General features: G+C 71.8%; 23 protein-coding genes. 10 read left to right on the top strand and 13 right to left on the bottom strand.

The genetic code is table 11. The features are described from left to right. Window positions 1-105 precede the first annotated feature (105 nt). Window positions 106-1782, top strand: coding sequence for a GMC family oxidoreductase (locus KS03_RS16595; RefSeq protein ID WP_015877272.1), 1677 nt, complete (start codon window positions 106-108; stop codon window positions 1780-1782). A gap of 181 nt (window positions 1783-1963) precedes the next feature. Here the strand turns inward: KS03_RS16595 and KS03_RS16590 are convergent, their stop codons facing one another. Genes KS03_RS16590 through fliF form a run of 6 tightly spaced genes read right to left on the bottom strand, consistent with a single transcriptional unit; the run spans window position 1964 to window position 8761 of the window. After that, window positions 1964-3364, bottom strand: a complete 1401-nt coding sequence (locus KS03_RS16590; protein ID WP_035980584.1) for a flagellar hook-length control protein FliK — start codon at window positions 3362-3364, stop codon at window positions 1964-1966. Window positions 3365-3383: 19 nt separating this feature from the next. Beyond that, complete coding sequence (fliJ, locus tag KS03_RS16585) at window positions 3384-3848, bottom strand: flagellar export protein FliJ (RefSeq protein ID WP_035980586.1); 465 nt, start codon at window positions 3846-3848, stop codon at window positions 3384-3386. A 2-nt stretch (window positions 3849-3850) separates the two neighbouring features. Continuing rightward, window positions 3851-5293 carry a flagellar protein export ATPase FliI gene (gene fliI / locus KS03_RS16580; RefSeq protein ID WP_015877269.1) on the bottom strand — a complete coding sequence of 481 codons (1443 nt, stop codon included), beginning with the start codon at window positions 5291-5293 and terminating at the stop codon, window positions 3851-3853. 7 nt (window positions 5294-5300) lie between these two features. Next, window positions 5301-5984 (bottom strand): flagellar assembly protein FliH, encoded by a 684-nt coding sequence (fliH, locus tag KS03_RS16575; RefSeq protein WP_015877268.1) that lies wholly within the window; start codon window positions 5982-5984, stop codon window positions 5301-5303. Further along, a complete protein-coding gene (fliG, locus tag KS03_RS16570; protein ID WP_015877267.1) occupies window positions 5977-6972 on the bottom strand; it encodes a flagellar motor switch protein FliG in 996 nt (331 codons plus the stop codon). Before fliG ends, fliH begins: the two co-directional genes overlap by 8 nt. Next, window positions 6962-8761 carry a flagellar basal-body MS-ring/collar protein FliF gene (gene fliF, locus KS03_RS16565; RefSeq protein ID WP_015877266.1) on the bottom strand — a complete coding sequence of 600 codons (1800 nt, stop codon included), beginning with the start codon at window positions 8759-8761 and terminating at the stop codon, window positions 6962-6964. The genes fliG and fliF overlap by 11 nt, the downstream gene beginning before the upstream one ends. 290 nt (window positions 8762-9051) lie before the next feature. Here fliF and fliE point away from each other — a divergent pair, with 290 nt between their 5' ends. The 5 genes from fliE (at window position 9052) to KS03_RS16540 (ending at window position 12438) form a co-directional block, all read left to right on the top strand. Continuing rightward, a complete protein-coding gene (fliE, locus tag KS03_RS16560) occupies window positions 9052-9390 on the top strand; it encodes a flagellar hook-basal body complex protein FliE (RefSeq protein ID WP_015877265.1) in 339 nt (112 codons plus the stop codon). Window positions 9391-9530: 140 nt separating this feature from the next. After that, the gene (gene fliS, locus KS03_RS16555; RefSeq protein ID WP_015877264.1) at window positions 9531-9968 is read left to right on the top strand and encodes a flagellar export chaperone FliS; all 438 of its coding nucleotides are present in this window, start codon (window positions 9531-9533) and stop codon (window positions 9966-9968) included. Then, window positions 9965-10297: a flagellar protein FliT gene (locus KS03_RS16550; RefSeq protein WP_015877263.1), complete on the top strand. Its 333-nt coding sequence runs from the start codon at window positions 9965-9967 to the stop codon at window positions 10295-10297. Before fliS ends, KS03_RS16550 begins: the two co-directional genes overlap by 4 nt. A 291-nt stretch (window positions 10298-10588) precedes the next feature. Beyond that, window positions 10589-12052, top strand: coding sequence for a flagellar hook-length control protein FliK (gene fliK / locus KS03_RS16545; RefSeq protein WP_015877262.1), 1464 nt, complete (start codon window positions 10589-10591; stop codon window positions 12050-12052). Beyond that, complete coding sequence (locus KS03_RS16540) at window positions 12049-12438, top strand: EscU/YscU/HrcU family type III secretion system export apparatus switch protein (protein ID WP_015877261.1); 390 nt, start codon at window positions 12049-12051, stop codon at window positions 12436-12438. Before fliK ends, KS03_RS16540 begins: the two co-directional genes overlap by 4 nt. Before the next feature lie 11 nt (window positions 12439-12449). Here KS03_RS16540 and KS03_RS16535 read toward each other — a convergent pair whose 3' ends face one another. Continuing rightward, window positions 12450-14078, bottom strand: a complete 1629-nt coding sequence (locus tag KS03_RS16535) for a rhomboid family intramembrane serine protease (RefSeq protein WP_015877260.1) — start codon at window positions 14076-14078, stop codon at window positions 12450-12452. 431 nt (window positions 14079-14509) lie between these two features. On the opposite strand from KS03_RS16535, the gene KS03_RS16530 reads away from it, so the two are divergent. Next, window positions 14510-15238, top strand: a complete 729-nt coding sequence (locus KS03_RS16530; RefSeq protein WP_015877259.1) for a PepSY-associated TM helix domain-containing protein — start codon at window positions 14510-14512, stop codon at window positions 15236-15238. Window positions 15239-15291: 53 nt separating this feature from the next. On the opposite strand, the gene KS03_RS16525 is transcribed toward KS03_RS16530, so the two are convergent. The 6 genes from KS03_RS16525 to KS03_RS16500 form a co-directional block, all read right to left on the bottom strand. Then, window positions 15292-16692 carry a branched-chain amino acid transporter BcaP gene (locus KS03_RS16525; RefSeq protein ID WP_015877258.1) on the bottom strand — a complete coding sequence of 467 codons (1401 nt, stop codon included), beginning with the start codon at window positions 16690-16692 and terminating at the stop codon, window positions 15292-15294. Between the two features lie 238 nt (window positions 16693-16930). Further along, window positions 16931-17584, bottom strand: a complete 654-nt coding sequence (gene rqpR, locus KS03_RS16520; RefSeq protein ID WP_015877257.1) for a response regulator transcription factor RqpR — start codon at window positions 17582-17584, stop codon at window positions 16931-16933. A gap of 9 nt (window positions 17585-17593) precedes the next feature. Further along, the gene (locus tag KS03_RS16515) at window positions 17594-18433 is read right to left on the bottom strand and encodes a sensor histidine kinase (protein WP_015877256.1); all 840 of its coding nucleotides are present in this window, start codon (window positions 18431-18433) and stop codon (window positions 17594-17596) included. Window positions 18434-18857: 424 nt separating this feature from the next. Further along, window positions 18858-19628 carry a ferredoxin--NADP reductase gene (locus KS03_RS16510; protein WP_015877255.1) on the bottom strand — a complete coding sequence of 257 codons (771 nt, stop codon included), beginning with the start codon at window positions 19626-19628 and terminating at the stop codon, window positions 18858-18860. 285 nt (window positions 19629-19913) lie between these two features. Further along, the gene (locus tag KS03_RS16505) at window positions 19914-20720 is read right to left on the bottom strand and encodes an endonuclease/exonuclease/phosphatase family protein (protein WP_015877254.1); all 807 of its coding nucleotides are present in this window, start codon (window positions 20718-20720) and stop codon (window positions 19914-19916) included. A gap of 11 nt (window positions 20721-20731) precedes the next feature. Then, a complete protein-coding gene (locus KS03_RS16500) occupies window positions 20732-21262 on the bottom strand; it encodes a hypothetical protein (protein WP_015877253.1) in 531 nt (176 codons plus the stop codon). A gap of 356 nt (window positions 21263-21618) precedes the next feature. Between KS03_RS16500 and KS03_RS16495 the strand changes: the two genes are divergently transcribed. The 3 genes from KS03_RS16495 (at window position 21619) to KS03_RS16485 (ending at window position 24547) form a co-directional block, all read left to right on the top strand. Then, entirely contained in the window at window positions 21619-22599 is a 981-nt protein-coding gene (locus KS03_RS16495) for an AAA family ATPase (RefSeq protein ID WP_015877252.1), read from the top strand. Window positions 22600-22755: 156 nt separating this feature from the next. Next, window positions 22756-23064, top strand: a complete 309-nt coding sequence (locus tag KS03_RS16490) for a high-potential iron-sulfur protein (protein ID WP_017425038.1) — start codon at window positions 22756-22758, stop codon at window positions 23062-23064. A gap of 184 nt (window positions 23065-23248) precedes the next feature. Further along, window positions 23249-24547: an MFS transporter gene (locus tag KS03_RS16485; protein WP_017924476.1), complete on the top strand. Its 1299-nt coding sequence runs from the start codon at window positions 23249-23251 to the stop codon at window positions 24545-24547. Window positions 24548-24932 lie beyond the last annotated feature (385 nt).

Here is a 24932-nt window from a genome sequence, read left to right as displayed (position 1 = left end):
GCAACACGCGTCGCGTTCCTACAATGCGCGAACATTACAAGCGATAGCGCCGCTCGCCGCATCCGGCGAAGCCGGTCACTGTTCATGACATGAAGGAGACATGACATGCAGTACGACTATCTGATCGTGGGCGGCGGCTCGGGCGGCGCGAGCCTCGCCGCGCGTCTTGCCGACGCCTGCCCCGATGCCACCGTCGCGCTGATCGAGGCGGGCGGCAGCAATCAGCGCAACCTGCTGGTCAATCTGCCGGTCGGCATCGCCGCGCTGGTGCCGTACCGGCTCGGCACCAACTACGGCTACCAGACGGAGCCGCAGGCCGGGCTCGGCGGGCGGCGCGGCTACCAGCCGCGCGGGCGCGGGCTGGGCGGATCGAGCGCGATCAACGCGATGATCTACACGCGCGGCCACCCGCTCGACTACGACGAATGGGCCGCGCTCGGCTGCACCGGCTGGGGCTGGCAGGACGTGCTGCCCTACTTTCGCCGCGCCGAGGGCAACCAGCGCGGCGCGAGCGAATGGCACGGCGCCGATGGCCCGCTGACGGTGTCCGATCTGCGCTTTCGCAATCCGTTCGCCCAACGATTCATCGATGCGGCACACGCGGCCGGCTATCCGCTCAACGACGATTTCAACGGCCCCGAGCAGGAAGGCGTCGGCTTCTACCAGGTCACGCATCGCGACGGCGCGCGCTGCAGCGTCGCGCGCGCCTATCTATATGACCAGCCGCGCCCCAACCTGCAGATCCTGACCGGCGCGACCGCGCTGCGCGTGGCGTTCGACGGCAAGCGCGCGGTCGGCGTCACGCTCGAGCGCGGCGGCAGGATCGAGACGCTCGGCGCGCGCGCCGAGGTGATCCTGGCGGCCGGCGCGTTCAACTCGCCGCAGCTGCTGATGTGTTCGGGCATCGGCCCGGGCGAGTCGCTGCGCGCGCACGGCATCGAGGTGCTTCACGACGCGCCCGAGGTCGGCCGCAACCTGATCGACCATATCGACTTCATCATCAACAAGCGCGTGGATTCGACGGAGCTGGTGGGGATCTGCCTGCGCGGGCTCGCCAAGATGGCGCCGCAGCTGTGGCGCTGGCTCTCGAAACGCGACGGCATGATGTCGAGCAACGTCGCCGAGGCGGGCGGCTTCCTCAAGAGCGAGCCGGGACTCGACCGTCCCGACCTGCAACTGCATTTCTGCACCGCGCTCGTCGACGATCACAACCGCCGCATGCACTGGGGCTTCGGCTATTCGCTGCACGTCTGCGCGCTGCGGCCCTGGAGCCGCGGCACCGTCACGCTGGCGAGCGCCGACGCGCGCGAGGCGCCGCGCATCGACCCGCGCTTCCTGAGCGACGCGCGCGATCTCGAACTGCTGATGAAGGGCGCGAAGGTGATCCGCCGGATTCTGGCGGCCCAGCCGCTCGCCTCGCAGGGCGGGCGCGAACTCTATACCGACCCGGCCGACGACGACGACGCGCTGCGCGCGGCCATCGTCGCGCACGCGGACACCATCTACCACCCGGTCGGCACCTGCCGGATGGGCGGCGACCCGGCTTCGGTCGTCGATCCGCAACTGCGCGTGCGCGGCGTGACGGGGCTGCGCGTGGTCGATGCGTCGGTGATGCCGACGCTGATCGGCGGCAATACCAACGCCCCCTCGGTGATGATCGGCGAGCGCGCGGCCGATTTCATCGCGGCCGCACGACGTGGGAGCGTGCCGCAGCCCATCGAGAGCGTGGCGCCCATGGCGGCCGCCGCGGGCGCGTGGATGTCGCGCGGCGCAGCCGGGTAGGGCGCAGATGGCTGAGTGCGGACCGGGGTGAGGCCGGCGGGTGGCAGGCCGGCGGAGCCGCCGCCCGCAGCGGGCGGGCTGCCGGCGTAACTGCGCGGGCGCAGGCAGAATGGCCGGGCCGGCCCGGCGGGCCGATCGCCTGCCCGGCCCCCCGCTGCCGACCCGCTGATTCCGGAGGTGCTTACGCGAACGTATCGACCATCCCGACGCGCCGCTGCGTCGCGCCGCTGGACGCTGTCGCAGCGATCCCGGCGAGCGCGTCCTCGCCCGTCCCGCCGGCTCCGAACGCACCGCCCGCGCGTCGCGTCGCGCTTGCGTCCGACGCTTGCCGTTGCGCGTCCTGCCGGGCGAATCCGGCGCCGCCGTCGCTGACGTTGGCGCTGCCCAGGCTCAGGCCGCCCGCTTCCATCGCCTCGCGCAGCTTCGGCAGCGCTGCCTCGACCGCCTCGCGCACCTGCGGATGCTGCGACACGAACAGCGCATGCGCGTGGTTGTCGGCCACGTTGAGCACCACCTGCAGCGGGCCGAGATCGGGCGGGTTCAGCGTCAGTGCGGCGCTCTGCTGGTGTGCGTTCGAGAGGAACACCACCTTCTGGCTCAGCGCGTCGCTCCAGTCGGGAGTGCCCACGCGCGGCCCGATCGCCAGTTCCGTGGCGGCCGCGCCGGCGGTGGTGGCGGCCGCCGTCTGCGCGAGCGGCGCGGCCTGCTGCGAGGCGGCGGCGGCCAGCGCGGTCTGGGCCGCGTTCGGATCGGCCGACGTGACGGCCGTGGTGTCGACGTGCTGGGTGTTCGCTGGCGAACTGGCGGCCGCGTTCGCCGCGGCCGCGTAGGCCGACGAGCCGGACGGCGAGACCGCGTTGACCGGGTTGCGATCGGCGCCTGCGGCGCCGTTGCCCGCGGCGGCCAGATGCGCGCCGGCCTGGCCGCCCGCGCCGCCGCCGCTGCCGCCGCGCGCCGCCAGCACGGGGGCGGCCGCGCCGTTCGCGCCGCCGCTTTGCAGATGGTCGAGCGCGGCCTGCAGCGCGCTCGCGATGGAGTTGCCGCCCGCGCCGGCCGGCGCCGCGTCGGCGTCGGTGTTCGCGAGCGCCGCGGCGGCCTTGGCGTCGGCCTGGCCGGCCGCGTTCGCTGCCAGCGCCGCAGCGGCGGTCTGGGCGGCGCTGCCGTCCGCCGGGTTGCCGCTGGCCGCGTCCTGGCGTGCCTGCAGCTGCGCCTGCACGGCCGCGGCCGCCGCGAGCGCGGCCGCCTCGGCCGGCGTGGCCGCGCTCTGCGCATCCTGCGGGTCCGAGCCGTCGTCCTTGTCCGACACGCGGTGGCCGCGGTGCGAGCCCACCGAGCCGTCGCCCGAGGTGTCCTGGGTGGTGGCGGCCGCTGCCTGCTGCTGTTGCGGCGCGCTCGGCTGCGGGTCGGGCTGCGCCGGCTTCGGCTGGTTTTGCTGGCTCGCCACGCTCTGCTGCAAGGTCTGCGAGAACGGCGTCGAGGCCTGCGCGCCGGCGGTGTTCGCCTCGCTCGGGCGCGAGCTCTGGCTGGCGCGGGCGGCGGAGAGGGTGTCGAGCAGCGATGCGCTCAGGGAGGTGGCGGCCATGTCGATGTCCCGTTCCGGATTATTTGGAGGATTGCGCGGCGGCGTCGGCGCGCATGCGCAGCACTTTGGCTGCGTGTTCGTCGGCGTCGCGCTGTTCGCGTTTCGCCGCGCGTTTCTCGTCCTGCGCGACGCCGCGTGCCTGCAGGATTTCATAGGAGCCGAGCGTGCGTTTCTTGGCCTGCCATTCGGGGCGGGTGGCCTCGATGCGGGCGTCGGCCGCGGCGACGATGCGGCGCTGCTGGCCGATCGCCGCGTCGAGCGTGTCGATGAACGACTGGAAGTTGCGCATGCTGCCGGCCGGCATGCCGGCCTGGGCGTCGGCGGCGAACCGCTCGTGGTACTCGTCGCGATAGCGCAGCAGCGAGTCGAGCTGCGCGACCGCGGCGGTGCGGTCGCGCTGCGCGAGACCGAGCTGCTTGGTGGCGTTGTCGAGTTCTTCCTGCGCGCGATCGAGCAGGATCTGCAACGGAAAACCTGTGGCCATCATCAGCCTCCTTCACCCGGGAACAGCGCATCGAGCGCGGCCATGCAGGACGCGAACGGCGCGCACTCGCGAAAGCCCTGCTGCAGGAACGCCTCGATGCGAGGATAGAGCGCGATGGCGCGGTCGAGCTGCGCGTCGCGCCCCGCCGCGTAGGCGCCCACCGCGATCAGGTCGCGGTTGCGCTGGTAGCGCGAGAGCATCTGCTTGAAGCGGCGCACGCGATCGAGATGGCGGTCGTCGATCAGCGCGGTCATCGCGCGGCTGATCGACTGCTCGATGTCGATCGCCGGATAGTGGCCGGCCTCGGCGAGCTGGCGCGACAGCACGATGTGGCCGTCGAGGATCGCGCGCGCCGAATCGGCGATCGGGTCCTGCTGGTCGTCGCCCTCGGTCAGCACCGTATAGAACGCGGTGATCGAGCCGCCGCCCTCGGGGCCGTTGCCGGTGCGCTCGACGAGCGCCGGCAGCTTGGCGAACACCGACGGCGGATAGCCCTTGGTGGCAGGCGGCTCGCCGATCGCCAGCGCGATCTCGCGCTGCGCCATCGCATAGCGCGTGAGCGAATCCATCAGCAGCAGCACGTGCTTGCCCTGGTCGCGGAAGTATTCGGCGAGCGAGGTGGCGTAGGCGGCGCCCTGCATCCGCAACAGCGGCGAGACGTCGGCCGGCGCGGCCACCACCACCGAGCGTGCCAGACCGTCCTCGCCGAGGATCTGCTCGATGAATTCCTTCACTTCGCGGCCGCGCTCGCCGATCAGGCCGATCACGATCACCTCGGCGCTGGTGTAGCGCGCCATGGTGCCGAGCAGCACCGACTTGCCGACGCCCGAGCCCGCGAACAGGCCCATGCGCTGGCCGCGGCCGACCGTCAGCAGCGCGTTGATGGCGCGCACGCCGACGTCGAGCACGTGGTGGATCGGCTCGCGTTCGAGCGGATTGATGGTGGGCGCCGACAGCGGCGCGTCGAGCTCCGAGCCGAGCGGGCCGAGCCGGTCGAGCGGACGGCCCGAGGCATCGACCACGCGGCCGAGCATCTGCCAGCCGACCGGCAGGCGCTTGGCGCCCGTCATCGGGTCGGCCACCGGCGCGCGTTCGAGCGGCCAGACGCGCGCGCCGGGCAGCACGCCGGCGACTTCGGTGGTCGGCATCAGGAACAGGCGGTCGCCGGCGAAGCCCACCACTTCGGCCTCGGCCACCGGCAGCGTGCTGCCGGGCGGCAGCTCGATGATGCATTCCGAGCCCACCGCGAGCCGCAGCCCGGTGGCTTCCAGCACCAGGCCGGCGGCACGCGTGAGGCGCCCGCACGGGCGCAGCGGCAGCGCCAGCGCGCCGAGCTCGCGCAGCGCGCCGAGCCGGCCGCGCCAGTGGGCGATGTGCGGGTTGGCGGCGATCGCGGCGGCGGCCGGAGCCGGGCGGGCGCTGGGCACGGGTGCGGGTGCGGTCATGGCCGGCTCACCATTCGCTCGTGTGGCCGAGCGCGGCCGCCACGCGCTCCCAGCGCGTGGGCAGCGTCGCGTCGATCTCGCCGGAGGCGGCCTGGGCGCGGCAGCCGCCGCGCTCGATGGCCGGATCGGTGCGCACGCTCCAGCCGAGCGCGTCGAGTTCGTCCTGCAGATAGGCCTCGACGACGGGCAGGTCGGCGGGGCTCACCACCAGCTGCGGCGCGCCGGCGAGCGCGGGCTCGGCGGCCAGCGCCTCGCGCGCGGCGGCCAGCACCGTGCTGGGGTCGAGCTGCACGTGCTGGCGCACCACCTGCTGCGCGATGTCGAGGGCGAGCTGGGCGAGCTCGTCGGCCAGGCCGTCGCGCGCGCCCAGCAGCGCCTCGCTGAACGAGGCGGCCAGGGTGGCGAGCTTGACCGCCTCGGCGCGCATTTCGGCGCGGCCGATCTCGAGGCCCTCGGCGTAGCCGGTGTCGTAGCCGGCGCGGTGGCCGAGCGCATGGCCCTCGGCCTGGCCGCTCGCCATGCCTTCGGCGTGCGCGGCGTCGCGCACGCGCTGCAATTCGAGCGCGAGCGCGGCCGCGGCCGCCTCGCCGTTGTCCTCCTCGGACGGCGGCGGTTTCGGATCGAACGATGCCATCTCCCACCGCTGGTACGCGGTGAGCTTGGGGGCACCGGCGCGCGCGCGTTCAGACATACGCGTCTTCCGCCTTGCCGCCGATCACCACCTGGCCCTGCTCGGCCAGCGTGCGCACGATCTGCAGGATCTTGCGCTGCTGCTGCTCGACCTCGGAGACGCGCACCGGGCCGCGCGAGTCGAGATCCTCGGCCAGCAGTTCGGCCGCTCGCTGCGACATGTTGGACAGGAACTTCTGGCGCAGCGGCGGCTGCGCGCCCTTGAGCGCGACGATCAGCGTTTCCGACTCGACTTCCTTCAGCACCAGCTGGATCGCGCGATCCTCGAGGTCGAGCAGGTTCTCGAACACGAACATTTCGTCGATGATCTTCTGCGCCAGGTCGGCGTCGTAGCCCCGCACGTTCTCGAGCACCGATTCCTCGTGCGTGCTGGTCATGAAGTTCAGGATCTCGGCCGCGGTGCGGATGCCGCCCATCGGGCTGCGCTTGAGGTTGTCGCTGCCCGAGAGCAGCGAGGTCAGCACCTCGTCGAGCTCGCGCAGCGCGGCCGGCTGGATGCCGTCGAGCGTGGCAATCCGCAGCAGCACGTCGTTGCGCAGCCGCTCGGTGAAGCACGAGGCGATTTCGGAAGCCTGGTCGCGGTCCAGATGCACGAGGATGGTGGCGATGATCTGCGGATGCTCGTTCTTGATCAGCTCGGCGACCGCGGCCGAGTCCATCCACTTGAGGCCCTCGATGCCGCTGGTGTCGCTGCCCTGCAGGATGCGGTCGATGATCACGCCGGCGCGGTCCTCGCCGAGCGCCTTGGTCAGCACCGAGCGGATGTACTCGCCGGAATCGAGCGAGAGCGCCGAGTGCTTCTCGGCTTCCGAGACGAATTCCTTGAGCACGCCGTCGAGCTGCTCGCGCGTGACGTTCTTCAGCGTGGCCATCGTCACGCCGATCTTCTGGACCTCGCGCGGGGCCAGGAACTTGAATACCTGCGCCGCCTCTTCCTCGCCGATCGACATCAGCAGCAGCGCGCTCTTGGTCAGGCCTTCAGCGCTCATCGGACACCCAATTCTTGACGACCGCCGCGACGATCTTCGGATCCTGCCGAGCGATCATCTTCGCGTAGTCTAGGTTGCGTTCATAGCGGTGCTTGTCGGCCTCGAAGGCCAGCAGCGCCGCTTCGGGCGAATCCTCGGCGACCACCGAGTCGGGCGCCGGCAGGCCGTCGAGCGCGGGCTCGTCGGGGCTGCCCAGCGCGGCTGCCAGCGCCGGGTTGGCGACCGCCGCCTCGGGCGGCGGGAACGCGCGGCGCATGGCCGGGCGCACGAACATGAAGTACAGCGCGGCGGCCGCGGCGGCGATGCCGAGCCACTTCGCGGCGTCCTTGGCCAGCGCGATCATGTCGGGCTGGCGCCACCACGGCAGGTCGGCGAGCGGATCGGCCGTGGTGGTGAACACGCTGTTGACCACGTTCACCGAGTCGCCGCGCTTCGCGTCGTAGCCCATCGCGTCCTTCACGAGCTGCTCGACCTGCTTGAGCTTGTCGGCCGTGAGCGGCTGCATCGTCACGTGGCCCTTGGCGTCGACCACCGGCAGGTTGTTGACCACCACCGCCACCGACAGCCGCTTGATGCCGCCCGTCGGCGCCTCGGTGTGGCGCACCGTCTTGTCCAGCTCGTAGTTGGTGGTCGAGTCCTTGCGGTCGCTGATCGGCGTGGGCGGCGTGCCGGCCGCGCCGCTCGCGCCCGTGATCGGCGCCGAGGCCGGCTGCGGCGGCGTGTTCGACAGCGCGCCCGGCACGCCGCCCGCGCCGCTTTGCGCGCTCTCGACGGACGACGAGGTCTGCTGGCTGCGGATCGCCGCCTGCTGCTGCGTGCCGTTCGGCGCGTAGCTCTCCGAGGTCTGCTCGCTCCTGGTGAAATCGATGTCGGCGCTGACCTGCGAGCGCGTGTTGCCGGCGCCGAACATCGGCGCGAGGATCGCGTCGATGCGCTTCTGGGTGTTGTGCTCGACCTGCTGCACGTACTTGAGCTGGTTCGCGTCGAGCCCGGACGACGACGGCTGCTGGCTCAGCAGGTTGCCGTCCTGGTCGACGATCGTGACGTTCTTGGCCGGCATGTCGGGCACGCCCGAGGCCACCATGCGCGTGATCGCCAGCACCTGGCCGTCGTCGAGCACGCGGCCCGGGTAGAGATCGACGAACACCGACGCGCTCGGCGCCTCGCGATCGCGCACGAACACCGACGGCTTGGGGATCGCCAGATGCACGCGCGCGCTGCGCACCGCGTTGATCGAGGCGATGGTGCGCTCCAGCTCGCCCTCGAGCGCGCGCTGGTAGTTGACCTGCTCGGCGAACTGGCTGATGCCGAACTTCTGGTTGTCCATCAGCTCGAAGCCCACCGAGCCGCCCTTGGGCAGGCCCATCGCGGCCAGCCTCAGGCGCGTTTCGTGGACCTGGCTGGCCGGCACCAGGATCGCGCCGCCGGCGTCGGCGAACTGATAGGGAATATTGGCTTGCTGCAGGGCGGTAATGATCGCGCCGCCGTCGCGGTCCGACAGGTTGCTGTACAGCACCCGGTAGTCGGGGGCGCGGCTCCAGAGCACCAGCGCGACGATCGCGGCGATCGCCAGCGCGGTGATGATCAGGAACGGCAGCTTCGGGTTGGTGCGCATCCGCGACATGCCTGGCAGCCCGGAGAAGCGTTCGGCGAAACCGCCCATGCCGAAGTCTGCGCCGCCCGCGCCGGCGCCCGGCAACGTGCCGGCCGCGGCGGTCGCGTTCGGCGACGTGCCGGCGACGGCGTTGCGCGCGTCTGGGTTGATCAGCGAGTTGGCCTGCGATTCCATGCGTCGGGGTTCTCCACAGCGGGCTGCCGCTCGACGAGCGGACGGACAATGACACCAGGATCGGATTATCCGGACCGCGTCCAGCGGCGATCCGGTGAACAGAGCCGAGTTTTCCCCGTACTTCACCCGCTTCGCGCGCCGGGCGCTTGCTATGCTTGGTCTCGATCCGGCATTTCGCCGCACCCGCGCTCGCCATGACGATCTGACTGCGGCGAGGCGGGCTGGTTCGATGCCGGTCCGGTTTCCGGCCGATGCCGGCCCCTTTTCCCGAATTCTTCTGCGGAGATCCCATGACTGCGCCCGTCAACGGCATTACTTCGGCGCTGCAACAAATGCAGGCGATGGCGGCCCAAGCCGCCGGCGGTACCCCCGGCGTCGCGCTGGCCGGCAACGGCGCGGCCACGGCCAGCAGCTTCGCGGGCGCGCTGAAGTCGTCGCTCGACCGGATCAGCCAGGCCCAGGTCACCGCCGCCGGCGAGGCCAAGGCGTTCGAGCTCGGTGCGCCGAACGTGTCACTGAACGATGTCATGATCGACGGACAAAAGGCCAATATCGGCCTCCAGTTCGGCCTGCAGGTGCGCAACAAGCTTGTCAGCGCCTACAATGACATCATGCAGATGTCGGTCTGACCCCTATACGGCACATCCCCGCGCATCGCCGCGTTAAAGCTTTCCCCCATCCTTACCGATAACGCCGGTAATAGCCCGCGCGACGCAGATCGTCGCGGCGGGTTTCCCGCACAGACCGAATGCTCCACAGGAGGGCCACCATGTTTTCCCCAGGACACGCTGGAGCCAGTGCCTACGCGCGCGTCGGCGTCGAGACAGGGGTGATGGGCGCGTCCCCGCATCGCCTGATCGCGATGCTGTACGAAGGCGCGCGCAAGGCGATCGTGCATGCCCGCCTGCACCTCGCCTCGGGCAACGTGGCCGCGCGCGGCGAATCGATCAGCAAGGCGATGCGCATCATCGAGAGCGGCCTGCAGCAGTCGCTCGACGTGAAGGCCGGCGGCGAGATCGCCGAGCGCCTCAACGCGCTGTATTCGTACATGCTGCGCCGCCTTCTGGAGGCGAACGTGAGCGCCAGTGACGCGATCCTGGTGGAAGTGGACGGTTTGCTCGCGACGCTCGAGGAAGCCTGGGTCGGCATCGGCCCTGAAGTCGCCCGGATGATGACCTCGCAAGCCCAGCCGGAAGTGACTCGATGAATCGCAAGGCAGCCTACCTCGCTCGCTACGAGGCGATCGCCGACGTGTCCGGCCGGATGCTCGCGGCCGCGCGCGGTGCCGACTGGCCGACGGTCGACGGGCTGCAGGCCGAGTATCAGACGCTCGTCGACGGCCTGAAGGCCGCCGAGGAGGGCGTATTGCTGGACTCCGCCGAGCGCGGACGCAAATACGCGCTGATCCGCCGGATCCTCGCCGACGACGCGGCGATCCGCGATCTCGCGAGCCCGGAGGTGGCGCGGCTGTCGGCGCTGTTCGAGGCGGGCCGCTCGACGCGGATGCTGAAGGATATCTACCAGGCGCGTCGCTGAACGCGGCGCCGCCGCCGCGCAGCTGGGCGGGTGGATTCGGCTGGATGGCAGGACCAGTAAGGACCAGTAGCGAGACCGGGCGGTTCGCCGCGCGGTCGCGGCGGCGAGCGGTGCCGCCGGCCATGGCGCCGGCGATGGGGGGCGCAGCGGGCAGCACGGGGGCGGCGCAGGCCGTGGTCGGCGCGCCGCCCGGCCGGCGGCCGCGCGTTGCGTTGGATGGATACGCGTTCGCCGCGCAGACGGCGGCGCCACACCGATAGATGCCGGCCGCGCGCCGCGCGGGGAACCACGATGACCGGGATCGACGCCGTTACCGCCGCCATGCTCGCCAGCCGCATCGACAACCTGCTCGAGGGCGGCGTGTCGGCCGGCGCGCCGGCTACCCAGGTCGGCGTCTCGACGGGCGCCACCCGCGGCGCCACCCAGGTGCCGCTGCCGCCCCCCTCGCCCGGCGCGCCCGCGGCTTCCGCGCAGACCGCGCTGTCGAGCGTCGCGCTGACGCTCGACGCGATTTCCCGTTATGGCGGCGAGGTCACGCCGGCGGTGATCGGCAGCCTGCCGCTGCTGGCCGGGCCGCCCGTGCTCGATCCGGCGGCGCAGGCCGGCGCCGGCACCGGGGGCGCCGCGCCCGGCGCACCGCAGACGGGCGCGGCCGCCGGCTCCGCCGCGACGGCCCCGGCCGCGTCCGGCGCTTCGGCCTCGGGCGCGTCCGCCTCGGCTGCGGGCACGTCCGCCTCGGCTTCTGCCCCGGCCGGCTCGGCCGGCGCGGCATCCGGCGCCGGGCCGGTACTGCCGGGCGTCACCGAGGCGAGCGTCGCCGCGCTGGCCGCGGCGCTCTCTCGCGCGGTCTCCGGCAGCGGCCTTTTCTACGAATCCCATCTCTCGCAATGGCTCTCGGGCCAGCGCACCACCGCCGATCTCGCGCAGGAGCCGCAGGCGCAGCTCACGCGCGGCGCCGCCACGTCGGCGCCCGCCGACGGCAGCCGGCCCGCCGCGCCCGCCGCCGGTGCGCCGGGCCAGCCGCCGGCGCAGGAGGCGCGGCAGGCGGCGCCTGGCCAGTTCAGCGCGAGCGGCGCGCATGCCTATGCCTCGTTCGCGGCCGACGATGCCGCCGGCCGGCTGTTCGCCGCCACTGCGGGCCGGCCCGACGGCACGGCGCCGGGCCAGAGCGGTGCCGACCCAGCGGCGAACACGGCCGCGGCGATGGCCGCCGTGCATCCGGCGACGCTGCCGCTGGTGCGCCAGCAGCTCGATCTGCTCGCCACCGAGCAGTTCCGCTGGGCCGGCGAGGCCTGGCCGGGCGCGCGGCTCGACTGGAGCGTCGAGCCCGATGGCGGCCAGGGCGCCTCGGCCGAAGCGCCGATCGCGTGGCGCACGCGCCTGGTGCTGGCGCTGCCGTCGCTCGGCACGGTCGACGCGGAACTGGTGCTGACCGGCTCGCAGGTGGTGGCGCGGCTGCGCGCCACCGAAGCGGGCGCCGCGAAGCTCAGCGCGCAGGGCGACGCGCTGCGGCAGCGGCTGCTGGCCTCGGGGCTCGAGCTGGGCGGGCTGTCGATCCGCTCGGTCGACCTCGCGCCCGACGCGTTCGACACCGCGGCCACGCGCGCGGCGGCGGCCGCCTACGGGCAGGCCGCCGCCGCGCAGCGCGCCGGCGCGGCCGACGCGAAGCCGCGCGCGTCTTCCTCGGGGTTCGATCTCGGCGATTTCGACGACATCGACGAATTCGGCCTGCACGACGACGGAGCGTGGCTGTGAGCGGCGCCGACAAGCGCCGCACCGCGGCCGCGCTGGTCTACGACCCGAAGGGCGGCGACGCGGCGCCGCGCGTGGTGGCCAAGGGCTACGGGCTGGTTGCCGAGATGATCGTCGCGCGCGCGCGCGAATCGGGCCTGTACGTCCACACGGCGCCGGAGATGGTGTCGCTGCTGATGCAGGTCGATCTGGACGACCGCATTCCGCCGGCGCTGTACCGCGCCGTGGCCGAACTGCTCGCCTGGCTCTACGCGCTCGAACGGGCCGACCTGGCCGGCGGGCAGGGCGCCGAGGCGGGCGCGCAGGGTGACCACGGCGCCGCGGCGGACGGCCGTGCCGGCCCGCCCGCGCCGCCCGCCTTCCCGGCGCTGCCGCCGCCGCGGCGCTGAGCGCCCAGCCGCTACGATTTCGCGGCCGGCCCGCTCGCGGCCGGGCTCGCGACCGCGTCGAGTCCCACCGCCGCCGGCGCGCCTTGCCTGACGAGGCGCGCGCCACGGCGCATCGCCAGCTCGATGCCGGCGGCCGCCTTCGCGTCCGCGCGCCGCTCGGCCGGCACGGGCGGGCGGCTGCCCGCATTGCCGCCGGTGGGCGAGCGCACCAGCATCAGCGCATAGGTGGTCGCCATCCGGCGCGCGTTGTCGAGCATGCCGAGGCCGGTCTCGCGCAGCGCGCGATAGGGCGAGCCGTCCGGCAGCGGCAGGCTGGACAGCACCGCATGGAGGTTGTTCCAGCGCGGCACGATATCGGTCATCACGCGGTTCGACACGGCCTGGCGCTGCGCGTCGGTGTCGAGCGGCGCATGCTGCAGCGCGACCAGCGCGCCGCCGATCTCCGCCGACACGCCCGTCATCGCCATGTACTCGCGCGCAAAGCGCAGCTCCTGGGCGCGCGCGGCGCCCGGATGGGTGAGCGGATAGGCGAGCGCGATCGCGAGCAGCGCGGCCATCCCGGCCGCGCCGGCGAGCTGCGCGCCGGCCGTCGCGTCGCGTGCGGCCGGGTCGGCGGGCGGTGCGAGCGCGAGCCCCAGCAGCAGCCCGGCGATCAGGCCGCCTAGGTGCGCGACATTGTCGATGGCCGGATGCATCAGGCCGTAGTAGAGGCAATAGGCAACGAAGCCGGGCGCGATGAGACCCGGCCGTCCGGCGTCGGTGCCCGGCGCGCGGCGGTGCCGCAGCCGCAGGGCGGCCAGCGCGCCGAACAGCCCGAAGATCGCGCCCGACGCGCCGGCCGAGCACTGCATCGGGTCCTGCAGCAGGCTCGCCATGCCGGCCATCACGCCCGCGAACAGGAACAGCGCCAGCAGGCGCGGGCCGCCGTAGCCGCGCTCGGCGAGCGGCCCGACCCGCGCCAGCACCAGCAGGTTGACGCCCAGGTCGAACACCCCGAGGTGCAGGAACGGGGCGGTCAGCAGCCGCCACCAATCGCCCTCGAGCGTGTCCGGCCCGAAATTGGCGCCCCAGCGGATCATGGCCGGCACGTCAGGACGCAGCGCCGACACGCCGCTCATGGCCATCGCGAGGAACAGCAGCAGGTTGACCGCGATCAGGCCCCAGGTGGCCCAGGCGAGCGGCCCGGCTTGGGCCAGCCCCGTGAAGCGCGCCGGCGCGTCGAGTTCGTGCGAGCAAAACGCGGAGGTGACCTGCATCGGCAGGCGCCCGGCGATCCGGGCGGCGGCCGCCGTGTCGGCGGCCAGCAGCGCGACGCTGCAGACGCCGTCGGGCGTGTGCAGATCGAAGCACACGCGCTCGCCGACGGCGCTCACATCGAAGATCTGGGCGCGCGGCAGCGCCAGGTGGAACGGCGTGGCGCGCAGCAGGCCGCCCGTCATGCCGTCGAGCGAGAGCGCGCCGGTGGCCGCGCCGAAGCTCAGCGTGCCGCTGCCCGGCAAGCCGCCGCGGCGCGCGCGGCGCGGCGTGCCGGCCGGACGCGGCTGCACCGAGAAACGCACGCGGTACGTGTCGCTGGCACCCGGCGCCAAGGCGGCGGGCGCCAGCGGCGGCGTACCCGGCGCGGATGCGATGTCGTTCATGAAGTGTTGGCCCCGATTGTTGTCGTCTTGTCATGCCGGCCGCCATGTGAGTGCCGCCTCGCGACGCGGGCGGTGGCGCGCGTCCGATGCTTCCCCGTCGATCGCGGCACGTCCGGATGTTGTGGCGATTCTAGCGCCGCCAAGGCGAATCCGGGCGCCCGGCAGGCAGCGGGCCACGAATTTCTTCGCGTGCGGCCTCGCTCCCTCACCTCCGCAGGCGAGGATCACGGCCCGCCGGCGCGTCGGGCGGGCCGTCACGGCATGGTCGTGCCGATGCCGGCCGGCGGCCGGGCCGCCGCCGTCCCGGGTGCGCGATGACGTTGAGTCCGCCATGGCTTTATGTGATGATAGCGATTCTCATTTATTGAAAGCCGGGCGGCCTCGCGATCGTGATCGCGGGCCGCCCTTGTTGCTTGGAATAGGAAAACAGCGTGAACGCGCCAGAATCGATCGAACCGACCCTGCCGGCCGGCATCGCGACGCGGTACGCGTCCGTGGCGCGCGCCCTCGACGACACGCAGCGCGCGGCCGGGCGGCAGCGCTCGCGGCGCGCGACGTTCGTCAAGTGGCTGCGCAAGGTGCATGGCTGGGTCGGCCTGTGGGGCGCGGTGCTGGGCCTGATGTTCGGCGTGACCGGTTTCGTGCTGAACCACCGCGCCGGGCCGCTGCGGATCTCGCCGGGCCTGCCGCAGGTGAGCGAGGTGCAGCTCGCGCTGCCGGGCGCGCCGCCCGCCACGCCCGCCAAGCTCGAGGCGTGGCTGCGGCAGCAGTTGCGGTTCGACCACGGCAGCAGCCGGATTCGCAGGGAAGCGGCGCAAGCGGTTGCATGGGGCGATCGCAGCATCGTGCAGCCGGAGCACTGGCAGATCACGCTGTTTCGCCCCGGCGCGAACGTGACCGCCGAATACTGGGTCGGCAGCCGGAGCGTCGCGCTCAAGCGCACCGACAATGCCCTGATGACGACGCTGACCAACCTGCACCGCGGCGTCGGGATGAGCGTCGTCTGGGTGCTGGTGATGGACACGATCGCCGGCGCGATGATCCTGCTTTCGCTGACGGGCGTGCTGCTCTGGACCGAGCTCAACAGGCGCCGCACCATCGGCGCGGTGCTGGTCGGCGCGTCGATCGCGGCGGCGCTGATCGCGGGGCTGTCGTCGTAACGGCCCGCGCCACCGCCGGCGCGCCGCTTGTCGAAGCCGCGGCGAGCGAAACCTCAGTGGGCCTCGCCGTGCGCGACCTTCGCGTGGCGACGCGAGTAGGCGAAATAGACGATCAGGCCGATCGCGAGCCAGATGAGGAACGCCTTCCAGGTGACGGCGTTCAGGTTCAGCATCAGGAACAGGCACGCGGCGACCGCCAGGATCGGCACCGTCGGCACGCCCGGGCAGCGGAACGCGCGCGGCAGGTCCGGACGCGTGCGGCGCAGCACGATCACGGCGATCGACACCATCGAGAACGCGGCCAGCGTGCCGATGTTGATCAGCTCGGCCAGCACGTTGAGCGGGATCAGCGCGGCGATCAGCGCGCACAACAGACCGATGATCCAGGTGGCGACGAACGGCGTCTGGAAGCGCGGATGCACGCGCGAGAGCACCGCGGGCAGCAGCCCGTCGCGCGACATCGCGTAGGTGATGCGGGTCTGGCCGTAGGTCATCACGAGGATCACGGTCAGCATGCCGAGCACGGCGCCCAGGTCGATGAAGCCGGCCACCCACTTCTGGCCGGCCACCTGCAGCGCATACGAGATCGGATGGGTGATGCCCGCGTACTGGGCCGACGGCACGATGCCGGTGGCCACCGCCGCGACGGCCACGTACAGCACCGCGCAGACGCCGAGCGAGGCGATGATGCCGACCGGCAGGTCGCGCTTCGGATTCTTCACTTCCTCGGCCGCCGAGGACACCGCGTCGAAGCCGATGAACGCGAAGAACATCACGGCCGCGGCGCCGAACACGCCCTGCCAGCCGTGCGGCATGAACGGCGTCCAGTTGGCCGGCGTCACGTGGAACACGCCCACCGCGATCACCAGCAGCACCACGGCGATCTTGATGAACACCATGATGTTGTTCACGCGCGTCGATTCGCGGATGCCGACCGACAGCAGCGCGGTGATCGCGAGCATCACCGCGAAGGCCGGCAGGTCGAAATAGGTGGTCACGCCGGGCACCGAACCGGGCGCCGCGGTGAGCACGGCCGGCAGCACCACGCCGAAGCCCTTCAGCAGCGATTGCAGGTAGCCCGACCAGCCCACCGAGACGGCCGATGCCGCGAGGCTGTATTCGAGCATCAGATCCCAGCCGATGATCCAGGCCACCAGCTCGCCGAGCGTGGCATACGAATAGGTGTAGATCGAGCCGGCCACCGGAATCGTCGAGGCGAACTCGGCGTAGGCGAGCGCGGACAGCCCGCACGCGATCGCCGCGACGACGAACGACACCATCAGCGCCGGGCCGGCCTGCACGGCGCCCGTGCCGGTCAGCACGAAGATCCCGGTGCCGATGATGGCGCCGATTCCGAGGAAGGTCAGATCGAGGGCGCCGAGCGCCTTCTTGAGCCCCGCGCGCTGCGCGCCGGCGATCATCTGGTCGACGTTTTTCTTGCGAAGAAGTGACATGCGGATTGATAGGCAGAGAATGCGGCCGACGGCTGCGGTTATGGTTGTAGTCGTTAGAGCCCTGGCATTCTAGCCGATCCATCCAGGTTGCCCATTCGGGTTGCACCTATCATTCATCGGAGGAAATTCGGCGTCTGCACGCGACGCGGCAGCGCAGGCCGCAGCGCGGCCGAGGGGGGGACGCCAGACGGCGTCCGGGCGCCGCAGGTTCAGGCGCCGGCCGGCGGCGACGGCGGCGTCACGGCGACGGCGGCGTCATTTCGAGCAGGCGGTTGCTCATCGCGTAGAACGTCAGTTCGGCGTTGTTCGACAGCTTCATCTTCTCGAGCAGCCGCGTGCGGTAGACGCTGACCGTCTTCACCGACAGCGACAGCGTGAGCGCGATGTCGGTCAGCCGCTTGCCCGAGGCGAGCATGCAGAGCGTCTGGTATTCGCGGTCCGAGAGCTTCTCGTGCGGCATCGGCTCGTTCTCGAACGAGACGTACTCGGCGAGCGCCTCGGCGAGCGCCGGGCTCACGTACTTGCGTCCCGCCACCACCTGCTGGATCGCCGAGATCATCTGCGTCGCGTTGACCGCCTTCGACAGATAGCCGGATGCGCCGGCCTTCAGTGCCCGCACCGCGTACTGGTCCTCGCGGTACATCGAGAACATCAGCACCGGCACCGTCGGCAGCTTGCGCTTGAGGCGCTTGAGCAGCTCGACGCCGTTGATGTCGGGCAGCGAGATGTCGAGCAGGATCACGTCGAAACTGCCCTTGTCCGCGGCCGCGAGCGCCTCGGCGCCGGACTCGGCCTCGGCCACCTCGCGCGCGACGCGGCGGTCGATCAACAGCTGGCCGATGCCCTGGCGCACGATCGCGTGATCGTCGACGAGCAGCAGGGTCAATTCCATCGCCGCGCCTCAGGAAGCCGAAGCCCGCCGGTGCGCGCCGGGCACCGCGAGCAGCGCGTCCCACCCGAAGCTCGCGCGCAGCAGCGTGCCGCCGCCCGCGCGTGCCGCGAGCGCCAGCGTGCCGCCGAACGCGGCGCAGCGCGCGCGCAGATGGCCGAGGCCGCGCCCCTCGCTGCGGCCCGGGCTGCGGCGCAGGCCGGCACCGTCGTCGGCGACCGCCAGCTCCAGATGCGTCGGCCCCGCCTCGAGCGTGAGCTCGACGCAGGTCGCCCGGGCATGCCGGGCGACGTTGGCGAGTGCCTCCTGGGCCACGCGCAGCACGGCGAGCGTGCCGTCCGGGCCCACCAGCGCGAGCCGCGCGTCGGCCGAGCAGACCACGCGCGTGCGCAGCCCGGTGCGCGCGCCGAACCCTTCGCTCCAGGCCGACACCGTGCGGCCGAGGCCCGCGTCGAGCGGCGGCGCCGCGTCGTCGAGCGCGCGCCGGTAAGCATCGAACGCGGCGTCGAGCGCCTGCTGCGCGAGTTCGAGCGCGCGGCGGCAGCCTTCGGGCGCGTCGGCCGGCAGCCAGGTTTCGAGATTGGCGAACGCGAAGCGTGCGCCGGTCAGTTCGGCGCCCAGGCCGTCGTGCAACTCGCGCGCCAGCCGCGCGCGCGCGGCCTCGTCGGCGGCGAGTTCGGCCGACGCGGCAGCCAGCCGCGCCTCGCCAGCGGGGCCGACGGCGTGCGCCGAAGCACAGCGGGTGGGGCCGGACAGCAAACGCGCGGCGGCGGAGGAGGCGGGCCGGGCGGGGTCGCGGCTCGACTTGGTGGAGGCGCTCGCTGGGGTCGGTGCGATACGCGGCGTGTCCATGACGTTCCTTCGTGCAGGAAAACGGACCGATCCGGCCCGCGGGAGCGGGCGGGACCGATTCCAGTCTCGCGTGGTCCACCGCGAGCCGGGTAACAATCGTTACATTCGGTAATGTATGCTTCGACCCTTGTCAAGCCGGCGACGAAATGCCGAAGCGCCGCGAATCATAACCCAGAATGTGGCCAGCAGACGCGCCGGGCGGGCCCGACCTCGGGTAAACCGGCAAAAATCCGGCATCCGATGTCGGAAAAATCCGACAGGTGGAGGGGGCGTGATGGAGGGCTTTTTTTCCGCCGATCCTGTAGCCAAACGCAAGGGTTTGTAACCGTGCCGCCGTACTGTAACCACGCAATATGATGAAAACATAAAAAAACCGGAGCAGCGGCTCCGGTTTTGCTCGGGGGCAACCACGCGAACGCGTCGATCAGTCGACGAATGCGCGTTCGATCACATAGTGGCCCGGCGCGCTGTTCTTGCCTTCGACGAGCCCGGCCTGCTTGAGCAACTCGGTGGTGTCCTTCAGCATCGCGGTGCTGCCGCACAGCATCACGCGGTCGTGCTCGGGCGAGAACGGCGGCACGTCGAGGTCGGTGAACAGCTTGCCCGACGCGATCAGGTCGGTGATCCGTCCTTCGTTGTCGAACGCCTCGCGCGTGACGGTCGGATAGTAGACGAGCTTTTCCTTGATGATGTCGCCAAGGTACTCGTGGCCCGGCAGGTCGTGCTTGATGAAGTCCATGTACGCGAGCTCGCCCTTCAGGCGGCAGGTGTGCGTGAGCACCACCTTCTCGTAGCGTTCGTAGATGTCGGGATCGCGAATGATCGACATGAACGGCGCGAGGCCCGTGCCGGTCGACAGCAGCCACAGGGTCTTGCCCGGCAGCAGGTTGTCGGCCACCAGCGTGCCGGTGGGCTTCTTGCCGATCAGCACGCTGTCGCCGACCTTCAGGTGCTGCAGGCGCGAGGTGAGCGGGCCGTCCTGGACCTTGATGCTGAAGAACTCGAGATGCTCCTCGTAGTTCGGACTGACGATGCTGTAGGCGCGCGCGAGCGGCCGGCCGTCGACCTCGAGGCCCACCATCGTGAATTCGCCGTTGTTGAAGCGCAGGCTTGGTTCGCGGGTGCAGGTGAAGCTGAACAGCGTGTCGGTCCAGTGATGGACGGACAGGACGGTAGCGGTATCGTATTTGCTCATGGGATACGGATGCGAGACGGAAACCGAGGGCACCGGCCCGATCCGCAGACCGGCCGATGGCGGGCGCGCCACTTCTGGAAAGTGCACGCCTACCCGTTAACAGACGTTTGGAGAACCCCGTATTTTACCCTGCCTGGGCATCGAGCGCGTTTGACCCCGGCCGGGTCCAGGGATTGGGGGGCGCCGCGGGCCGCCGGGCCACGTCCGGCGCGCGCCGGACGGCAGCCTTCGCGGCCATGAAGCGCCGCCAGGACCGCGGGAAAGCCATGGGAAAGCGGCGCGCCGTCAGTCGATGCGCAGCCGCGCGATGTAGGGCAGATGGTCGGACAGCCAGGCCGTGTCCTCGCCGGGCGCGCGCCATTCCAGCGGCGTGAAGCCGCGCACGAACATCTTGTCGAGCGCCAGCGCGGGCGAGAACGCCGGGAACGTGCGGCCCGATTCGCCGAGCAGCGTGGCCACCTCGGCGAGCCCGATCTCGCCGAACAGCGGCACCGAATCGTTGCGCCAGTCGTTGAAATCGCCGGCCAGCACGAGCGGGCCTTCCTGCGCGTGATGCTCGATCCAGTGCGCGATCCAGGTCATCTGCCGCAGCCGCGCGGCGCGCGTGAGCGCGAGGTGCGCGCACAGCAGCGTGATCGGCGCGCTGCCGGCCAGCGTGGCGCGCGCCACCAGCAGCCCGCGTCGTTCGAAGCGGTGCGCCGAGATATCCCACCTGCCGCCGAGGTCGAGCGGATGCGGCGAGAGGATCGCGTTGCCGTGCCGCCACGACGGCTTGAACACGTTCGGGCCGAGCGCGATCTGCCAGTCGAGGGCGCGCGCGATCTCGGTGGCCTGGCAATGCCAGACGTCGTCGACGGGGTCGTCCATCGGCGCGCCGAAGCCGGCCGCCAGCACCGGCCGCGGCATGCGCCGCGCCATCGCCTCCTGCAGGAAGTAGATATCCGCATGCGTCGACTCGACCCAGCGGCGCATCGCGTTCCAGGCGGTGAAGCCGAGCGGCGAGCGGCCCTTGTGCAGGTTCCAGCTGACCGCGGTGATCTCGTTCGGGGCCGTTCGCGGCTCGGCGAACGGCAGGGCTCCGGAGGCATGCATCGGCATCGGCCTCAGTTCGCGACGACGTGCGCGCGCACCTGGTAGACCAGCCGCGCGGCCTTGTCGGCGGGCGCCCAGTCGGTCCAGCTGTCGCCATGCACGGCGAGCCCCGGGTGGCTGGCCGAGATCTGGCGCGGCGACAGCGAGCAGCCGTCGCCGTCGTCGACGATCTCCTGCACGTCGAGCGCGAGCGTGACCGTGTTGCCGTCCACGTAGAGCGGGGCGACGGTGACGCTGCGCGTGCGCTCCGGCTTCACGGCCGCGACGGCCGACGCCTCGACGCTCGCCGGGCAGCCGGCCGGCAGCCTGACCGGGTAGGTGTGGCTGTCGGTGCGCGACTGGCCGACCGTGGTGGTGTGGTGGAACGTATCGACGGTCTGGCCCGCGTGCACCACGCGCACCTCCCAGTCGATCGACTGCGGCGCGTCCTGTGCCCGGGCGGCGAGCGTCGCGCCGGTCAGCGCCGCGGCCAGCGCGGCACCGCGTGCAAGGCGCCGCAGCCGGGCGGCGCGCGCCTTGTGCGCGGCGGGCTGGCGAAACATCGCAAGGAGCGCAGGGACGAGCGAACCGGGAAACGTTCTGGCCGCGGACGCGGCGCGCGGTGCGGCGCGCAGGCGACGGGCGGGGCGGGACGGCGGCGAAAGCTCGGTCATCGGCGGTTCCTCGTGGGGGCCGGCGGCGCGGCAAACGGCAGCCGGCGCGCAACGGTGAACCGTTGATGATACGCGCGCTCGCGGCGCCTTGCAGTGCCTGCCGCCTTTAGCAGCAGAGCGGGCCGAGTGCTCGCTTGCGCTGGTCTTTTGTCTGGCCAACACTGGCATCGAGGAGTTTGATGTCGCGCATCCGTATGAGGCGCGGCGGGGTTTCCACGAAGCGGCAGGCGAGCAGGAGGTGTGTTATGACGACGGCAATGGTGCGGCAGGAACTGGCGGTTGCGTCGTTCAGCCGCGTCTACGATCTGGAGCGGGTCGAGACGGCGCTGGGCGATCTGAACGAGGGGGCGAGCGAGGCGCTGCGCTCGACCTACGAGAAGATGCTGAAGACGGGCAACCTGCGCTTCTGCGTGAAGCCCACGCGCATGCCCGCGTTCGACGCGCTGGCCGAGTCGCTGCCGAACTTCTGCGGCCCGCTCGACGACCTGCGCAAGCAGGTGGCGCTGTGCCTCGAGACGGAGGACCGGCTGGAACTGATGCCGATCCTGCTGCTCGGCGCGCCCGGCATCGGCAAGACGCACTTCGCGAAGGCGCTCGCGCAGATGCTCGGTACCGCCTACCACTACGTGCCGATGAGTTCGCTGACGGCGGGCTGGGTGCTCTCTGGGGCGTCCTCGCAATGGAAGAACGCGAAGCCGGGCAAGGTGTTCGACGCGCTCGTGAACGGCAGCTACGCGAACCCGGTGATCGTGATCGACGAGATCGACAAGGCCGGCAACGACGCGCAATACGATCCGCTCGGCGCGCTCTACGCGCTGCTCGAGCACGACACCGCGAGCGCGTTCGTCGACGAGTTCGCCGAGGTGCCGATCGACGCCGGCAACGTGATCTGGATCGCGACCGCGAACGACGCGAAGTCGATTCCCGAGCCGATCCTGAACCGCATGAACGTCTACGAGATTCCGGCGCCCGACGAGGCCGGCGCGCGCCGCATCGCGCAGGCGATCTACACGCAGATCCGCGAGGCGCACGCATGGGGCCTGCGCTTTCCCGAGCAGCTCGGCGAGGCGTCGCTCGCCGCGCTCGCGGCGGTGCCGCCGCGCACCATGCGGCGCGCGCTGCTGCACGCCTTCGGCGCCGCGCGGCTGGACGGCCGCAACGCGGTCGAGCCGCGCGACATCCGTGCCGACGAGGGCATGCCCAAGCGGCGGCCGATCGGCTTCTGACGCGCCGCCCGCGCCCCGCCCCGGCGCGCGGCGGGGCGCGGTGTTTTCTTATGCTCGGGATTCGGGGACGCAGGCTCGCGCGGGCGGCGTTATGCTTGGCGCCCGTGCCGCCGTCAGAGCGGCCGTCCCCACCATATCGAGAAGCTGGAGCGTCCCATGAAAACGTCCCGTCGCAGTTTCCTCATCACCAGTGTCGGCGCGATGTCCGCGCTCGCGTTGTCGCGCGAGGCGCTCGCCGCGCCGATGCTGTCCGAGACCGATCCGACCGCGCAGGCGCTCGGCTACAAGGCCGACGCCTCGAAGGTCGACAAGAGCAAGTTCCCGAAATACGCGGCCGGCCAGGACTGCGCGGCCTGCTCGATGTACCAGGGCAAGAAGGGCTCCGCCTCGGCGGCCTGCCTCGCCTTCCCGGGCAAGGAGGTCGCCGCGAAGGGATGGTGCAGCGCGTTCACGAAGATGGCCTGACGCCGCGCCGCGCGCCGGCGTGAACCGATCCGGCCGGCGAACGCCGGCCGTTTTTTTGGTGCGGCTTGTGTTCGCCGGCGGCGCTCCCTACACTCGCTGCACGATGCGCGCCGCACGGCGCGCACGGGGCACGGCGGGCATGGCGTGCACGGCGCAGACGCAACCGGGCGGGGCTGGCAAACGCATGACGACATGGGCGACGGATTCGACGCAACCGCAGGCGCGCGCACCGGGGCGCCGCGCGGTGATCGCCGCGGTGATCGGCAACGCGCTCGAGTGGTACGACTTCACCGTGTTCAGCTTCATGGTGGTGGTGATCGCCGACCTGTTCTTCCCGGCCACCAGCGAATACGCGTCGCTGCTGCTGACCACGGCCAGCTTCGGCGTGGCGTTCTTCATGCGTCCGGTCGGCGGCATCGTGCTGGGCCTCTACGCCGACCGCGCGGGCCGCAGGGCCGCGCTCTCGCTGGTGATGGTGCTGATGACGCTCGGCATCTTCCTGATCGCGGCCGCGCCGCCCTACGCGGCGATCGGCATCGCCGCCCCGCTGCTGATCGTGCTCGGCAGGCTGCTGCAGGGCTTCTCGGCGGGCGGCGAGTTCGGCAGCGCGACGGCGCTGCTGATCGAGGCGGCGCCGCTCTCGCGCCGCGGCTTCTACGGCAGCTGGCAGATGGCGAGCCAGTCGGCGGCGCTGCTGGTCGGCGCGCTGGTGGGCGCGGCCGTCACGCACGGGCTGTCGGGCGCCGCGCTGCACGCCTGGGGCTGGCGCGTGCCGTTCCTGATCGGGATGCTGATCGGCCCGATCGGCTATTACCTGCGCCGCCATCTGGCCGACTCCGAGGCGTTCCTGTTCGCCAAGGCGCGCGCGCGGCGCGCGACGCTCGGCGAGGTGCTCGCGCAGCACGGCCGCGAGGTGCTCTGCGGGCTCGGCTCGGTGGTCGCGCTGACGGTGACGGTCTACGTGCTGCTCAGCTATCTGCCGACCTTCGCCGTCAAGCAGCTGAAGCTGCCCTACGGCGAGTCGTTCTACGCGACGATCGTGGGCGGCGTGCTGCTGACCGTGCTCTCGCCGGTGGCGGGCGCCTGGTCGGACCGCCTCGGGCGCAAGCGGCTGTCGCTCGCCTCGCTGGTGGCGACGCTGGTCCTGATCTATCCGCTCTTTCTCTGGCTGGACGCGGCGCCGAGCATCGGCCGGCTGGTGCTCGTGCAGGGCATCCTCGCCGTCACGCTGGCGGGCTACTACGGGCCGTTCGGCGCGATGATCGCCGAGCGGTTCCCGGCCAACGTGCGCTCCACCGGGCTGTCGCTTGCTTACAACGTCGCGGTGATGCTGTTCGGCGGGTTCGGGCAGACCATCGTCACCTGGCTGATCCGCGCCACGGGCACGCCGCTTGCGCCGACCTACTACGTGATGGCGGGCCTCGCGCTGTCGGTGGTCGCGATCGCCGCGATGCCGCGCCTCGCGCCCGGCGCCGAGGGCTGAGCCGCGCAGCGGGCCGCGGCGCAGCCGCCGGTGCCGCCGGCCCGCGCGTGCCGTGCCGCAGCCGCCGCGCGGCGCGGGCCTCGCGTCGGGCATTTTGCGGGTGCCTGACGGCCTGCCCGGCCGTCGCGCGCCACCGCTTGGCGGCCGCCCGGCCGGCCTTGCGCCGGCATGACGCGGCCCGCGGCCGCCGCGCGTTGTTTAGCGCTACGACGAAACAGCCCGGCGCGCAATCCGGGCGGCCCGCGCGCTCGCGCAAGCACGCCGGAAATCGGCGCGCAAGCGTTTGCCCGCGGCCTTGCGCGCCAGGGCCGGCCAGCCTTGTTCGTCCTGCGAAAGCTCAAGTAAGATCGCCGCACGCCGGCACGGCCGGCACGAGACCTGGAGA

The sequence above is a fragment of the Burkholderia glumae LMG 2196 = ATCC 33617 genome (genome assembly GCF_000960995.1).
GTDB classification, from domain to species: domain Bacteria; phylum Pseudomonadota; class Gammaproteobacteria; order Burkholderiales; family Burkholderiaceae; genus Burkholderia; species Burkholderia glumae.
The sequence above is the reverse complement of the archived record's forward strand: the minus strand, read 5'-3'. Positions and strand labels throughout refer to the sequence as shown.

What these genes read in the sequence shown, in the direction of transcription:
- fliI (WP_015877269.1), bottom strand. Translation starts at nt 5,293, where the DNA reads ATGACCGCACCCGCACCCGTGCCCAGCGCCCGCCCGGCTCCGGCCGCC.
- KS03_RS16505 (WP_015877254.1), bottom strand. Translation starts at nt 20,720, where the DNA reads ATGCATGCCTCCGGAGCCCTGCCGTTCGCCGAGCCGCGAACGGCCCCG.
- KS03_RS16550 (WP_015877263.1), top strand. Translation starts at nt 9,965, where the DNA reads ATGAATCGCAAGGCAGCCTACCTCGCTCGCTACGAGGCGATCGCCGAC.
- fliG (WP_015877267.1), bottom strand. Translation starts at nt 6,972, where the DNA reads ATGAGCGCTGAAGGCCTGACCAAGAGCGCGCTGCTGCTGATGTCGATC.
- KS03_RS16595 (WP_015877272.1), top strand. Translation starts at nt 106, where the DNA reads ATGCAGTACGACTATCTGATCGTGGGCGGCGGCTCGGGCGGCGCGAGC.
- KS03_RS16515 (WP_015877256.1), bottom strand. Translation starts at nt 18,433, where the DNA reads ATGGACACGCCGCGTATCGCACCGACCCCAGCGAGCGCCTCCACCAAG.
- KS03_RS16535 (WP_015877260.1), bottom strand. Translation starts at nt 14,078, where the DNA reads ATGAACGACATCGCATCCGCGCCGGGTACGCCGCCGCTGGCGCCCGCC.
- fliE (WP_015877265.1), top strand. Translation starts at nt 9,052, where the DNA reads ATGACTGCGCCCGTCAACGGCATTACTTCGGCGCTGCAACAAATGCAG.
- KS03_RS16525 (WP_015877258.1), bottom strand. Translation starts at nt 16,692, where the DNA reads ATGTCACTTCTTCGCAAGAAAAACGTCGACCAGATGATCGCCGGCGCG.
- rqpR (WP_015877257.1), bottom strand. Translation starts at nt 17,584, where the DNA reads ATGGAATTGACCCTGCTGCTCGTCGACGATCACGCGATCGTGCGCCAG.
- KS03_RS16510 (WP_015877255.1), bottom strand. Translation starts at nt 19,628, where the DNA reads ATGAGCAAATACGATACCGCTACCGTCCTGTCCGTCCATCACTGGACC.
- KS03_RS16485 (WP_017924476.1), top strand. Translation starts at nt 23,249, where the DNA reads ATGACGACATGGGCGACGGATTCGACGCAACCGCAGGCGCGCGCACCG.
- KS03_RS16490 (WP_017425038.1), top strand. Translation starts at nt 22,756, where the DNA reads ATGAAAACGTCCCGTCGCAGTTTCCTCATCACCAGTGTCGGCGCGATG.
- fliH (WP_015877268.1), bottom strand. Translation starts at nt 5,984, where the DNA reads ATGTCTGAACGCGCGCGCGCCGGTGCCCCCAAGCTCACCGCGTACCAG.
- fliF (WP_015877266.1), bottom strand. Translation starts at nt 8,761, where the DNA reads ATGGAATCGCAGGCCAACTCGCTGATCAACCCAGACGCGCGCAACGCC.
- fliJ (WP_035980586.1), bottom strand. Translation starts at nt 3,848, where the DNA reads ATGGCCACAGGTTTTCCGTTGCAGATCCTGCTCGATCGCGCGCAGGAA.
- KS03_RS16590 (WP_035980584.1), bottom strand. Translation starts at nt 3,364, where the DNA reads ATGGCCGCCACCTCCCTGAGCGCATCGCTGCTCGACACCCTCTCCGCC.
- KS03_RS16500 (WP_015877253.1), bottom strand. Translation starts at nt 21,262, where the DNA reads ATGTTTCGCCAGCCCGCCGCGCACAAGGCGCGCGCCGCCCGGCTGCGG.
- KS03_RS16495 (WP_015877252.1), top strand. Translation starts at nt 21,619, where the DNA reads ATGACGACGGCAATGGTGCGGCAGGAACTGGCGGTTGCGTCGTTCAGC.
- fliS (WP_015877264.1), top strand. Translation starts at nt 9,531, where the DNA reads ATGTTTTCCCCAGGACACGCTGGAGCCAGTGCCTACGCGCGCGTCGGC.
- fliK (WP_015877262.1), top strand. Translation starts at nt 10,589, where the DNA reads ATGACCGGGATCGACGCCGTTACCGCCGCCATGCTCGCCAGCCGCATC.